Annotated in this window: 12 protein-coding genes; 8 read left to right on the top strand and 4 right to left on the bottom strand. The window is 64.2% G+C overall.

The annotated features are described in order from the left end of the window. Nucleotides 1-45 precede the first annotated feature (45 nt). From M2333_RS01535 to M2333_RS01525, 3 genes are all read left to right on the top strand, one after another. A complete protein-coding gene (locus M2333_RS01535) occupies nucleotides 46-792 on the top strand; it encodes an electron transfer flavoprotein subunit beta/FixA family protein (protein ID WP_181560332.1) in 747 nt (248 codons plus the stop codon). A gap of 107 nt (nucleotides 793-899) precedes the next feature. Then, a complete protein-coding gene (locus tag M2333_RS01530) occupies nucleotides 900-1,829 on the top strand; it encodes an electron transfer flavoprotein subunit alpha/FixB family protein (protein WP_264610645.1) in 930 nt (309 codons plus the stop codon). Between the two features lie 233 nt (nucleotides 1,830-2,062). Then, the gene (locus M2333_RS01525) at nucleotides 2,063-2,728 is read left to right on the top strand and encodes a DUF1345 domain-containing protein (RefSeq protein WP_264610644.1); all 666 of its coding nucleotides are present in this window, start codon (nucleotides 2,063-2,065) and stop codon (nucleotides 2,726-2,728) included. Nucleotides 2,729-3,053: 325 nt separating this feature from the next. Here the strand turns inward: M2333_RS01525 and M2333_RS01520 are convergent, their stop codons facing one another. Both M2333_RS01520 and M2333_RS01515 read right to left on the bottom strand, forming a co-directional pair. Next, complete coding sequence (locus tag M2333_RS01520; RefSeq protein WP_181560335.1) at nucleotides 3,054-3,839, bottom strand: 3-hydroxybutyrate dehydrogenase; 786 nt, start codon at nucleotides 3,837-3,839, stop codon at nucleotides 3,054-3,056. After that, nucleotides 3,836-5,014: a patatin-like phospholipase family protein gene (locus M2333_RS01515; RefSeq protein ID WP_264610643.1), complete on the bottom strand. Its 1,179-nt coding sequence runs from the start codon at nucleotides 5,012-5,014 to the stop codon at nucleotides 3,836-3,838. The genes M2333_RS01520 and M2333_RS01515 overlap by 4 nt, the downstream gene beginning before the upstream one ends. Before the next feature lie 194 nt (nucleotides 5,015-5,208). Here M2333_RS01515 and M2333_RS01510 point away from each other — a divergent pair, with 194 nt between their 5' ends. Then, nucleotides 5,209-6,093 carry a neutral zinc metallopeptidase gene (locus M2333_RS01510; protein ID WP_264610642.1) on the top strand — a complete coding sequence of 295 codons (885 nt, stop codon included), beginning with the start codon at nucleotides 5,209-5,211 and terminating at the stop codon, nucleotides 6,091-6,093. Nucleotides 6,094-6,925: 832 nt separating this feature from the next. On the opposite strand, the gene dksA is transcribed toward M2333_RS01510, so the two are convergent. Next, nucleotides 6,926-7,387 (bottom strand): RNA polymerase-binding protein DksA, encoded by a 462-nt coding sequence (dksA, locus tag M2333_RS01505; protein WP_181560338.1) that lies wholly within the window; start codon nucleotides 7,385-7,387, stop codon nucleotides 6,926-6,928. Between the two features lie 262 nt (nucleotides 7,388-7,649). Between dksA and serS the strand changes: the two genes are divergently transcribed. The 4 genes from serS (at nucleotide 7,650) to rimO (ending at nucleotide 12,299) form a co-directional block, all read left to right on the top strand. Continuing rightward, nucleotides 7,650-8,927, top strand: a complete 1,278-nt coding sequence (gene serS / locus M2333_RS01500) for a serine--tRNA ligase (protein WP_264610641.1) — start codon at nucleotides 7,650-7,652, stop codon at nucleotides 8,925-8,927. Beyond that, on the top strand, nucleotides 8,927-9,700 hold the full coding sequence (surE, locus tag M2333_RS01495) for a 5'/3'-nucleotidase SurE (RefSeq protein ID WP_264571037.1): 774 nt from the start codon (nucleotides 8,927-8,929) through the stop codon (nucleotides 9,698-9,700). Before serS ends, surE begins: the two co-directional genes overlap by 1 nt. Before the next feature lie 103 nt (nucleotides 9,701-9,803). Next, a complete protein-coding gene (locus tag M2333_RS01490) occupies nucleotides 9,804-10,862 on the top strand; it encodes a potassium channel family protein (protein ID WP_264610640.1) in 1,059 nt (352 codons plus the stop codon). A gap of 66 nt (nucleotides 10,863-10,928) precedes the next feature. Next, nucleotides 10,929-12,299: a 30S ribosomal protein S12 methylthiotransferase RimO gene (gene rimO, locus M2333_RS01485; protein WP_264610639.1), complete on the top strand. Its 1,371-nt coding sequence runs from the start codon at nucleotides 10,929-10,931 to the stop codon at nucleotides 12,297-12,299. Between the two features lie 160 nt (nucleotides 12,300-12,459). Here the strand turns inward: rimO and M2333_RS01480 are convergent, their stop codons facing one another. Then, a complete protein-coding gene (locus M2333_RS01480; RefSeq protein ID WP_264610638.1) occupies nucleotides 12,460-13,287 on the bottom strand; it encodes a DUF3298 and DUF4163 domain-containing protein in 828 nt (275 codons plus the stop codon). Nucleotides 13,288-13,308 lie beyond the last annotated feature (21 nt).

The following is a 13,308-nucleotide window of genomic DNA, read 5'->3' as shown; positions in this document are numbered from 1 at the left end:
AACGTGAACGTCAACTAACATTTGAATGTCTTAAGGAGAGCGCAGATGAAAATCCTCGTCCCCGTAAAACGGGTGCTCGATTACAATCTCAAGCCGCGCGTGAAGGCGGACGGGTCCGGTGTGGACCTTGCCAACGTCAAGCTGAGCATGAACCCCTTTGACGAGATTGCCGTCGAGGAAGCCATTCGCCTGAAGGAAAAGGGCGTCGCGACCGAGATCGTCGCGGTCTCCATCGGCGAGGCGAAGTCGCAGGAGACGCTGCGCACGGCACTGGCCATGGGCGCGGACCGCGCGATCCTGATCACGCATGAGGGCGTGGCCGAGCCGCTGGCGGTGGCCAAGCTCCTGAAGGCGATTGTCGATGAGGAGCAGCCGGGGCTGGTGATTCTCGGCAAGCAGGCGATCGACGATGACAGCAACCAGACCGGCCAGATGCTCGCCGCGCTGCTCGGCTGGGCGCAGGGCACCTTCGCCAGCAAGGTCGAGGTCTCGGGCGATACGGCGAACGTGACGCGCGAAGTGGACGGCGGGCTGGAAACGGTGGCGCTCAAGCTGCCGGCCATCGTGACGACCGATCTGCGCCTGAACGAGCCGCGCTATGCCTCGCTGCCCAACATCATGAAGGCCAAGTCCAAGCCGCTCGCGCAGAAGACGCCGGCCGACTACGGCGTGGACATGACGCCGAGGCTGACGACACTGACGGTGACCGAGCCGGCCAAGCGGCAGGCGGGCGTGAAGGTGAACAGCGTCGATGAGCTGGTGGAGAAGCTGAAGGTGCTTGGGGTCGCCTGAGCGACCGATCACTTTTCCGTTCGTGTCGAGCGAAGTCGAGACACGCCGCGCACAACGCTTCTCGACTTCGCTCGAAGCGAACGGGATGCGGATGAAGGGACAGGATAATGAAGACACTGGTTCTGGTCGAGCATGACAATGCCACCCTCAAGGATGCGACCCTGCCGGTCGTGACCGCCGCTGCCAAGCTGGGCGAGGTGCATCTGCTGGTCGCAGGCAAGGGCTGCGCCGCCGTGGCCGAGCAGGCCGCGAAGATCGCGGGCGTGACCAAGGTTCATCTCGCCGACGACGCCGCGTTGGAGCATCAGCTGCCGGAGAATGTCGCGCCGCTGATCGTCGATCTCATGGGGCATCACGACGCCTTCCTTGCGCCTGCCACCACCACCGGCAAGAACATCGCGCCGCGCGTCGCCGCCTTGCTCGACGTGATGCAGATTTCGGACATCATCGCGGTTGATGGGCCGGACACGTTCACGCGCCCGATCTATGCCGGCAACGCCATCGCGCAGGTGAAGACGAGCGACGCCAAGCTGGTGATCACCGTGCGCGGCACCGCCTTCGACAAGGCGGCGCCCGAGGGCGGATCGGCCCCGATGGAGGCCGTGTCCGGCACCGGCGATGCCGGCACCGCGCGCTTCGTGTCCGCCGAGGTGGCAGCCTCGGAGCGGCCTGAGCTGACCAGCGCCAAGGTGATCGTTTCGGGCGGTCGTGGCGTCGGCAGCGGCGAAAATTACAAGGCGCTCATCGAGCCGCTGGCCGACAAGCTCGGCGCCGCCGTCGGCGCCTCGCGGGCGGCGGTGGACGCGGGCTTCGTGCCCAATGACTATCAGGTCGGCCAGACCGGCAAGATCGTGGCGCCGGACGTCTACATCGCCGTCGGCATTTCCGGCGCCATCCAGCACCTCGCCGGCATGAAGGACTCCAAGACCATCATCGCCATCAACAAGGACGAGGATGCGCCGATTTTCCAAGTGGCCGACGTCGGACTGGTGGGCGACCTGTTCCAGATCGTGCCGGAGTTGACGAGCAAGCTCTGAGGCGCGGGTTGCATTAGGCGGAATGCGGGCGTCATTGGATGCGCCCGAATTCTGCGGAGCCAAGCCGTACTCTGCTAAAGTTCCTAACCTTGGCGCATAGAAGGGCCTGGACGTGACTTGGGTTGTAGAACGGGAAAGTCAGGGATTGGTAAGCCCGAAAGGCGATGCGCGCCGGCGCTAGCAGATGAAGAAACAAGGTTCGGCAGGCAATTTCGCCCGCTATAGTCGCACCGATGGCTCTTGACCTTGGACGGCGCCTTGCGCCCATACGCTTCCTCGCTTTTGCGGCGATCCTGCTTGTCAGCCTGCCGCTGCTGCATCCGGTCTTGGGCTGGCGTCATGCCATGATGGCGGGATTCGATATCGCGGCCGGCATCTTTCTGCTGTCCGTCTGGCCTTTGCTGGCCCGCGCCGGGCCGGATCAGATGCGCCAGTCGGCTGCGCGGAACGATGCCAATCGCACCTTGCTGCTGGGGATCACCGGCGCGGTCTCGCTGGTGGTGCTCGTCGCAATCTTCTCCGAACTTGAGAACCGGCACGATCCCGGCGTCGAGGCCATGGCGCTGGTCATCGCCACCCTGGCGCTGGCGTGGATCTTCTCGAACATGGTCTACGCGCTCCATTATGTCCATATGTTCTACGTGCGGAGCGAGGGCGACACAGATGACGAGGGCGGCGCGGACGCGCGCGGCTTCGACTTTCCCGGCACCAAGGAGCCGACCTATTGGGATTTCGTCTACTTCAGCTTCACGCTGGGCATGACGTTCCAGACCTCGGACGTGGCGGTGACCTCCACCTCGGTCCGGCGCGTGGCGACGATCCACTGCCTCGCCGCCTTTGTCTTCAATCTGGGCGTACTGGCCTTCACGATCAACGTGCTGGGCGGCAGCGGTAACTGAGCCCGTCGCGTCGGCTGCGACACATTGATACAAACTCCGCCGATTGCGACAAAGTCTCGTGACAAGTGGGGGCTATACAGTCCTCATCAGCGTTACTCTCCCACGGCGCTGATACTCTCCCACAGTCCCCGACGGCCCCTCCCTCCCCCAGGGAGGGGCCAAGGACGTTTGGGGGTAAGCCCCCCCCGTTCCCCACCACAACTAAAATTGCGATTAGTGCTCCTGCGCAGGCAGGAGCCTAGGGCGGCAAGGACATGCGGCTGCGCCCTGGGCTCCTGCCTGCGCAGGAGCACGCACTTCTATCTAGCTGTCGTAATTCTAGCCCTCAGGCAGCGGTCCAGCCGCCATCCACGCTGATGTTCGCGCCGGTAATGTTGCTCGCGGGATCCGAGCAGAGGAACATCGCGATGGCGGCGACCTGCTCCACCGTCACGAACTCCTTGGTCGGCTGGCCAGCCAGCAGAACATCGTTGATCACCTGCTCGCGCGTCATGTTGCGCGCTTTCATCGTGTCCGGAATCTGGCCCTCGACCAGCGGGGTCCAGACATAGCCCGGCGAGATGCAGTTGGCGGTGATGCCAAAGGTCGCCAACTCCAGCGCGATCGTCTTGGTGAAGCCGGCAAGGCCGTGCTTGGCCGTCACATAAGCCGACTTGAACGGCGAGGCGACGAGGCTATGCGCAGAGGCGGTCTGGATGATCCGGCCCCATTTGCGCTGCTTCATATAGGGCACGGCAAGCCGGGTGGTGTGGAAGGCGGATTCCAGATTGAGCTTGATGATGAGGCTCCACTTGTCGAGCGGGAATTCCTCAACGGGCGCGACATGCTGGGTGCCGGCATTGTTGATGAGGATGTCGACGCCGCCAAAGGCCTCCGCCGCCTGCGCCATCATCGCCTCGATCTCCTCCGGCTTGGTGAGATCATGGCCGGAATAGATCGCCTTCGCACCACTCGCCTGCTCCAGCGCCAGCCGCTCCTTCTCGATGGCGTCTGCATCGCCAAAGCCGTTGATGACGAGGTTGACGCCCTCGGCCGCCAGCGACTTGGCATAAGCAAGGCCGATGCCTGATGTGGAGCCGGTGATCAGCGCTGTCTTGCCCTTCAAACTCATGCCTGCTTCTCCTTGATCTGACCGGTCAGCGCGAGGTCGAAGGTTGCGCTGCGGCCACTGACGATGTTTTCCGCGATAAGCTGGGTCCCGTGCGAGAGCACGGCGGCGACGGCAGCATCGCCCTGCGCCCAGTGATCCAGCATCGTGCGGCGCGAAAACTCGAAATCGCGCGCGCCGCTGTGCCAGGCGCGCAGGCGGTGGATGAGATGGATGATGTTGACCGATCCTTCCTCGATCATCCCCGCCAGCCGCCGCGCCTCGGATGTTTGGGCGACGTCCTGCGGCAAGCGATCCAGCAGCGCGCGGATCGCCTCATGCTCCCGCCGGGTACGCAGGAAGCGGTCCGTCACCTGCCGGGTGCGGCTGGAATATTGAATATCCTTTTGCCGCGACCAGACATCGCTCATTTCGCGCGGCAGCGGCCCTTCTGCCGGGAAGAGATCGACCTGGAAGATCAGCAGATCACCGGACTGGTGCTCGAGGACATGACTGAGCGGGGTATTGGAGACCAGGCCCCCATCCCAATAATGGCGGCCGTCAATCTCCACCTGCGGGAGTCCCGGCGGCAGGGCACCGGAAGCCATGACATGGCGGGCATCGATCCGGCCCCGCCATTGCGGGTCCTGATTGTCGAAATAGACGAAATTGCCGTTCTCGATATCCACTGCGCCAATGGAAAACCGCATGGGACCGTGATTGACCCGGTCCCAGTCGACCAGCCCGTCCAGCGTCTCGCGCAAGGGCGCCGTGTCGTAATAGCTGATCGCTTCCGTCGTGCCGGGCGGCGCCCATAGGGGCTGCAGAAAATGCGGGCGGAAGAAACCTGGTACGCCCCCGAGCAGCACGGCGCCGGCGGCGGCGAGATGTGCGCCCTCGCGCAGATGATCGTCCTCGGGCAGGCAAATGTTCGGTAGGCCGCTGCTGACGAGAGTCCAGAACTCGGTCAGACGCGTCACCCATTGATCGGGCGTGTTGCCGGCGATGATGGCGGCATTGACGGCGCCGATGGAGATGCCCGCGACCCAGTCGATCCCGATGCCAAGCGCCGCCAGCCGCTCGATCACGCCGGCCTGATACGATCCCAGCGCGCCTCCGCCCTGGAGGACCAGTGCGACCTGATCGGGCAAAGGGAGCGGCGCATGGCCGCCGCGGCGACGCGGAGTCGGCATATCCATGGTGCGATGCAATATCCCATTCCCCGGCCGTCCACCAGCGCCGAGCGGGGACCGGATGTCGCGATCCCCACAGAATTGCCGGGGCGTTGGGATAGTTCCTAGCCTTGTTGCATTTCACCGTCGCAGCGGGGAGAATTTCCCGACACATCGATCATGGCGTGATCATGCAAGCACGCGCTGGGGAAGGGACGAGAATGCGGCTCGACGACGAACGGGAAAGCAGCAACTACGAGATCCAGCGTGGCGGCGGGGGCGGTTTCGGCGGCGGGGGCGGCAATCTGCTCGGCATGTTGCTGCCGATGATCGGCAGCCGCTTCGGCTGCGGCGGGGTGGTAATCGCGCTCGCCGTGTTCGCCTTCATCAGCTTCAGCGGCGGCGGGCTGCTGACCGGCGGAGATACCTCCCAGCCGGCGACCGAGCAGGGCGCTCCTACGGGTCAGGAGGGAGAGCTGACACAGATGCAGAGCTTCTCGCTCAAGGTGCTCAACACCACCGAACGGGTTTGGGGCGATCTCTTCCGGCAGAGTGGCCAGACCTACAAGCCCACCATCCTCTCCTTCTACGCGCAAAGCGGGCGCTCGGGCTGCGGGGCGGCGCAATCGGCCATGGGACCATTCTACTGCCCGCTCGACGAGAAGATTTATCTCGACACGGATTTCTTCCGGGAACTGCAGCAGCGCTTCGGCGCGCCGGGCGACTTCGCCCAGGCCTATGTGATCGCCCATGAAGTCGCGCATCATGTCCAGCATCTGGAGGGCCGACTGGATGATGTGAACAAAAAGCAGCAGCAGCTGGGCGAAGCACAAGCCAATGCGCTGCAGGTCCGCATCGAGCTGCAGGCCGATTGCTACGCAGGGGTGTGGGGACGCCGTACCGGTCTGATGGAAACTGGCGATCTTGAGGAAGGCCTGCGCGCTGCCGCCGCGATCGGCGATGACACGCTGCAGAAGGACGCCGGGCGCCGGCCGGTGCCGGACAGCTTCACCCACGGCACCAGCGCCCAGCGCGTGGCTTGGCTGCGTCGGGGCTACGACTCCGGCGACCCTGCCCAGTGCGACACCTTCAGCGGCGACATCTGATCGTCGAAGCGGGCAGGTGATTCGCGAACAAGGGCGACATTGCATTCGATTGCAATGTTCAGCTAGGAGCAAGGCGCCCTCATCCATGATCAGAAAATGGCGGGTTTCTTTGAATTTTTTTCGCTTCTTTGAGGCGATCCCCGGTTGATTCCGTCACCTCTCGCGGGCGCGAGATAAAACCCAGCGGTGAGAGAGATGAAGAAGGTTTCCCCTCCGGCGAAAATTTTTTCTCTTTTAGATCAAAGGCGTATATCTAAATTACATTTTTGCATCAGCGAGTTTCGTTTTTCGCACTTGCAGCAAAAAAAGGATGTGCTATTTAGAAACTGCCTTTCAGGCATCCTCTCCTAAGACTCAAGGGGCCGATCTCTCACGAGGTCGGCCCTTTTTTTTTGTATAAAACTGCATTAGGCAGGCCCGTCTCCATCGCTCTTACAAGATTACTTCGGAGAGGGAGCCGCCGGGAAGACCGGCACGGGCGACGGGACAAAGCGGAGGATCGAGCGCTTAGAAGCAGCTCTCCTCCGCTTTTTCGTTTCTGGACATTGGCGCGAGTATAGATGCAGCAGAATCCTGCTGTCATTGCGGGCTGACTGCCGTAGGCGGGTGTGAGCGCGCGGGTTAGGGCACAAGGATGCTCCCCGAGCGAAGGCGGCAGCCCGGCACCGTTGACAGCCTCGCGAGAGAATAGAAAGCCCGCGAGCACTGAACCGCGCACGCGCAATCAACGCTAGTTGATCAGTCAGGAAGGCAAGCGGCCGAACGCCGCTCATCGGCGGCGCGCCCTGCGCAGACATGCAAGCTATCGGGAGGAGAGCTGCCAGTCGTGTGATCAATCGTCGCGGGAGACTTTTTCCTGCCGTTCGTGGCGCTCCTGCGCCTCGACGGTCATGGTCGCGATGGGGCGGGCTTCAAGGCGACCGAGCGAGATGGGCTCACCGGTCACTTCGCAATAGCCATATTCGCCATCGTCGATGCGGCGCAACGCGGCGTCGATCTTCGAGATGAGCTTGCGCTGGCGATCGCGGGTGCGCAGCTCGATGGACCAGTCCGTTTCGCTGGAGGCGCGATCGTTGAGATCGGGCTCGCGCAGCGGTTCGCTCTGCAGCGTGGCGAGCGTGCCCTCTGCCTCGGCGAGAATTTGCTTTTTCCAATCGAGCAACCTGCGGCGGAAATATTCCAGCTGCAGCGGCCCCATAAACTCTTCGTCTGCGGAAGGCCGATAGCCCTCGGGAAGATCGATCCCCGAGCCTTTCGAGCCGTTTTTATCCGACGAATCTGCAAGCGAGGCCATTCACTTCTCCGCGTCGATCAAGTCGCCGATTTCCGGCGCTCTCGCGGCGCCTATAGAGCGCAGCCGAGAGTGAAACAAGCACTGTTTCCCGCGCATTGAACGATGACTGAACAACGGCCGAATCCGCCATGAATCGGCGGCCGAACGAGCCGATTACCGCTGCCCTCGCCAAGCTTGGGCGGCGGTGCCAGTCGCGTCCCCACCACTGGGAGATCGCTGGCCGCTTGATCGGCCATGGCGCGCGGGGCATAGGCGGTGCGCCATGCATGATATCAAAGCCATTCGGGACAATCCCGCCGCCTTCGACGCCGCCCTCGCCCGCCGTGGTATGGAGCCGGTCGCCGCCTCCATCGGCGAGGAGGACACGCGCTGGCGCGCCGTCGCCACGCAGGTGCAGGAAGGCCTCGCGCGACGCAACGAGGCCAGCAAGGCCATCGGCCAGGCGATGGCGAAGGGCGACAAGGAGACAGCCGAGGCGCTGAAGGCGGAGGTCGCGACACTCAAGACCAGCCTGCCCGAGCTGGAGGCGCAGGAGAAGGCGCTGGCGGAGGCTGTGCAGAGCCACCTCGCCGCCATTCCCAATCTGCCCGCCGCAGACGTGCCCGATGGCGTCGATGAGGCGGGCAATGTGGAAGTGCACCGCTGGGGCACGCCGCGCAGCTTCGACTTCACGCCGCAGGACCATGCCGATTTCGGTCCCGCGCTGGGTCTCGATTTCGAGGGCGCGGCTGCCATGTCCGGCGCGCGCTTTGCGGCGCTGCGGGGGCAGATGGCGCGGCTCCACCGGGCGCTCGCGCAATTCATGCTCGACCGGCAGACGGAGACCAATGGCTATACCGAGGTCAATCCGCCGCTGCTGGTGCGCGATGAGGCGGTGTTCGGCACCGGGCAGTTGCCCAAGTTCGCCGAAGACCTGTTCCGCACTACGACCGGCCACTGGCTCATCCCCACGGCGGAAGTCAGCCTCACCAATCTCGTGCGCGAGCAGATTTTGACCGAGGCTGCGCTGCCGATGCGGTTCACGGCGCTCACGCCCTGCTTCCGCTCGGAGGCGGGATCGGCCGGACGCGATACGCGCGGGTTCATTCGCCAGCACCAGTTCGAGAAGGTCGAGCTGGTGGCGATCTGCACGCCCGATCAGGCAGCGGCGGAGCATGAGCATATGCTCACATCCGCCGAGGGCATTCTTGAGGCGCTGGGCCTGCCCTATCGCCGGATGCTGCTGTGCGCGGGAGACATGGGCTTCTCGGCCACCAAGACCTTCGATCTGGAAGTCTGGCTGCCGAGCCAGCAGACCTATCGCGAGATCAGCTCCGTCTCGACCTGCGGCGACTTTCAGGCCCGGCGCATGAATGCCCGCTACCGGCCTGAGGGTGAGAAGGGCACGCGCTTCCTGCACACGCTCAACGGATCGGGTCTCGCCGTGGGGCGGACGCTGGTGGCGGTGCTGGAGAATTACCAGAATGCCGATGGCAGCGTGACCGTGCCTGAGGCGCTGCTACCCTATACCGGCGGCCTCAAAGTGCTGACGCCGGCCTGATGCGCATCCTGCTCACCAATGATGACGGCGTGAACGCGCCCGGCCTCAAGGTGCTGGAAAAGATTGCCCGCTGCTTCTCCGACGACATCTGGATCGTCGCACCGATGGAGGAGCAATCAGGCGCCGGGCATAGCCTGACACTCTCCCGCCCGCTGCGCCTGCGCCAGCATGGCGAGAAGCATTATAGCGTCTCCGGCACGCCCACCGATGCGGTGATGATGGCGGTGGGGCATCTGATGAAGGACCAGAAGCCCGACCTGCTGCTCTCCGGCGTCAATCGCGGCGCCAATCTGGGCGAGGACGTGACCTATTCCGGCACCGTCTCGGCGGCGATGGAAGGCGCGATCTCCGGCGTGCGCTCGATCGCGCTGAGCCAGGTCTACTCGCGCGAGGGGCTGGGCGACAGCATTCCGTTCGAGGCGGCCGAGGCCTGGGGCGAGCGGGTAGTCCGTGCGCTGCTCAAGCAGGATGCGCTGGAACGCACACTCATCAACGTGAACTTCCCGGCCCTACCCGCCAGCGCGATCAAGGGCATCAAGGTCGCGCGGCAGGGCTTCTACGACATCGACCGCACCCGCATCGTGCCAGGCACCGATCCGCGCGGTTATGATTATTTCTGGTTCGGCCTGCACCACAGCGACTCAGCACCGGAAGCAAGCGACCTCGCGGCGGTGGCGGAGGGTTATGTCTCTGTGACGCCGCTGCACTACGACCTGACGCACTATGAATTGCTGACGGCGCTGGAAGCGGGGCTGGCGGGGGCCGGGGAATAACGGCAGTGGTCTGAAGCCCCTTCTTGGAAGATGAGGGGAGAAGGTTCACCCCTGCCCCCACCTCGCCTTGCACCCTGCCCTCCCCGCTGGCACAAGGCCGGTGATGTTCCAGCGCGACGATCCCCGCGTGCCGCCGCGCGCCTTTTTGCGACGGCGCTCGTCCCTGCCGGTCTGGGCGGACCTCGCGTGGCGGGTGGGTGCGATCCTGATCCTCGCGACCTTTGTTCTGATGGTTCACTGGTTCGAGCGGGACGGGCTGCGCGACAATCTCGACGGGGAGGTCAGCTTTGGCGATGTCGTCTACTTCACCGCCGTGACGGTCACCACCGTGGGTTATGGCGACATCGTGCCGGTCACGGACCGCACCCGGCTGTTCGAGAGCATCTTCGTTACCCCGGCGCGCATCTTCGTCTGGCTGATCTTTCTTGGCACGGCCTATCAGTTCGTTTTCCGCAATGTTTGGCACAGGTGGCGCATGTCGCAGATCCAGAAGTCCCTCACCAACCACATCATCGTCGCCGGCTTCGGCACGAGCGGTTCCGAGGCGGTGCGGGAGCTGGTGGCGCGCGGCACCGACCCACGCTGCATCGTCGTCATCGAGCGCAGCGACGAATCACTGGCGCTGGCCGAGGCTGCTGGCTGCAACATCCTGAAAGGGGATGCGACGCGCGACCAAACTTTGATGGACGTGCGCGTTCAAGAAGCGCAGGCCATGATCGTCTCGGCCGGACGCGACGACACCTCGATCCTCGTGACGCTGACGGCTCGCCACCTCGCGCCCGATATTCCGTTGAGTGTCGTCGTGCGGGCGCCGGATAATGAGTCGCTCGCCCGCCAGGCGGGTGCGACGACGGTCATCAACCCGGTCAGTTTCGCCGGATTGCTGCTCGCCGGTTCCTGCCAGGGCGCTCATATCGCCGATTATATGGCCGATCTTGCGGCATCGGGCGGGCGCGTGCAGCTGCGCGAGCGACGGGTCGCGCAGGCCGAGGTGGGCGAACCGCTGAGCGCGATCCAGACCGGCTTGGGCGTGCGCCTCTATCGTGCCGGGCGCGCCTATGGCTTTTGGGAGCCAGAGGCTGCGATGCTCTATGCGGGCGACATGATCATCGAGATCATTCCCAACGACGGCGAAACACCGCCCAGCCCCAACCCGGCGTAACGCGTCAATGGACCGTGCGGGACGACTCGCCTTTTGCTTGCCGGCGCCTTATATGCGCGCGCAATCATGGCATTGAAAATTCCCGACGCGCCCAAGGTGGGCATGGTCTCGCTCGGCTGTCCCAAGGCGCTGGTCGATTCAGAACGTATCCTCACCAAGCTGAGGAGCGATGGTTACGCCCTGTCCCCGGACTATGATGGCGCGGACGTGGTGCTGGTGAATACCTGCGGGTTCCTCGACAGCGCCAAGGAAGAAAGCCTCGAGGCGATTGGCGAAGCCATCGCCGAGAATGGCCGCGTGATCGTCACCGGCTGCATGGGCAATGAAGCCGAGCTGATCCGCGCCCGCTTCCCGGAGGTTCTCGCCATCACCGGGGCGCATCAATATGAGGATGTGGTCAATGCGGTGCATGATGCCGCGCCGCCCGTCCCCAATGCCTTTGTCGATCTGGTGCCCGAGGGTGGCCTCAAGCTCACCCCGCGCCATTATGGCTATGTGAAGATCAGCGAGGGCTGCAACCACAGCTGCGCCTTCTGCATCATCCCCGATTTGCGCGGGAAGCTCGCCAGCCGGCGGATCGACGCGGTGCTGCGCGAGGCGGAGAAGCTGGTCGCGGCGGGCACCAAGGAACTGCTGATCATCAGCCAGGACACCTCTGCCTATGGCGTGGACGTGCGCCATGAGGAGCGGCTGTGGAAGGGCGAACCGGTCCGCACCCACATGACCGACCTCGCCCGCGCGTTGGGCGGCCTGCGCACGCCGCAGGGCGAGCAGCCCTGGGTGCGGCTGCATTATGTCTACCCCTATCCGCATGTCGACGCGGTGATCCCGCTGATGGCGGAGGGGCTGCTGACGCCCTATCTCGACATTCCCTTCCAGCACGCCGCGCCCAATGTGCTGCGCGCCATGAAGCGCCCCGCCAACGAGGCCAAGGTGCTGGAGCGCCTGCGCGGCTGGCGGGAAATCTGCCCGGATATCGCGATCCGCTCCAGCTTCGTCGTCGGCTTCCCCGGCGAGACGGAAGCGGACTTCCAATATCTGCTCGACTGGTTGGAGGAAGCGCAGCTCGACCGCGTCGGCGCCTTCCGCTTCGAGCCGGTGGAAGGGGCGCAGGCCAATGCCCTGCCCGACCATGTGCCGGACGAGATTAAGGAAGAGCGCTTCCAGCGGATCATGGACGCCTGCGCGCGGATTTCAGCAGCGAAGCTCGCCGCCAAGATCGGCCGGACGCTGCCTGTGATTATCGACGAGGTTGGCGAACCGGATGAGGACGGCAGTGTGGGGGCGACCGGCCGCAGCCAGGCTGACGCGCCGGAGATCGACGGGCATGTCTATCTGCGCGATGTGGATCCGGGGCTGTCGGCGGGTGATTTCGTCTCGGTCGAGATTGAGGATGCGGATGAGCACGACCTGTTTGGCGTACCGATTTCGGTCTGACGAAGCTTTCCAGCCTCCCGTTCGTGTTGAGCCCTTCGACTGCCCGCAGGCGGGCGCTCAGGATAAACTTCAGCCGTTAGGCTGAAGTCGAGACACGGGAAGAGCGGTGCTTGTGTGTCTCGACTTCGCTCGACACGAACGGGAGGTGGGGATTGCGGGCCTACTGTGCCGCCGCGAAGGCCTCCTTCCAGGCCGGTTTCACCGCGCCCAGCACTGCCGCATCCACCGGCACTTCGATCTCGTAGATCCCTTCCGCATAGGGTCCGGCCTCATAGGGCATGATCACGAAGTGGAGGCGGTTGAGCGCGCCGCCACCTGACGTCGCGGCAATGATCGTCTGCTTGGTTGGATCGACACATTGGTCGAATTCGGGGATCGGGCTGCCCTCGCCGCTGCCGACCGGCTCGCCGCGCCGCTTGGTGCGCTCGGCGTCCAAAGCCGCGCAGAAGCGGTCTTTAACGGCGCGGCCTAGCGCAGCAATGTCGAACAGGTCGCTGGCCTCCAGCGCCTTGTTCCCAGCCTTGTCCCAGTAGAGCACCTTGACCAGTGGCATGCCGTGCGCGCCGCCCGTATAGCTATAGCCTTCGCTGCGCAGAACGAGCAGCGTCGGCACGTCGGCTGCCACGGACCAGTCCTCGGTGTAGCTATAGCCACGGAAGGGATAGCCGGCTTCCTTTGCGGAGGCTTCTTCTGCCCGGATGCCGTCCTCCGTTTCCTTGCGCTGCTTCTCCGCGCTCTCTTGCAGCATGGCATCGAGCGGGGCGATGGCCGCCGCCGCGGCGGGCCAGCTGACGCGAAATTCGGATTCGCCCTTGGTGAACGCCACCGACTTGCCCGCCACGGCATTGGCCTGCATCGCATTGGCGGGCTCGGCTGCGTTGGCCGCATTTTCTACCGGCGCCTGCATATTGTTGGCGACGGTCTCATTGCCGCAGGCGGCCAGCGCGATGCAAAGGCTGAGCAGAGTGGCGGTCTTGATGGGGGCCATGGGGCAATCCTTTCACGAATG

Source organism: Sphingobium sp. B11D3B (assembly GCF_025961735.1).
Classification (GTDB): Bacteria; Pseudomonadota; Alphaproteobacteria; order Sphingomonadales; family Sphingomonadaceae; genus Sphingobium.
Note: the sequence above shows the minus strand (reverse complement) of the source record. Positions and strands in the feature narration are given on the sequence as shown.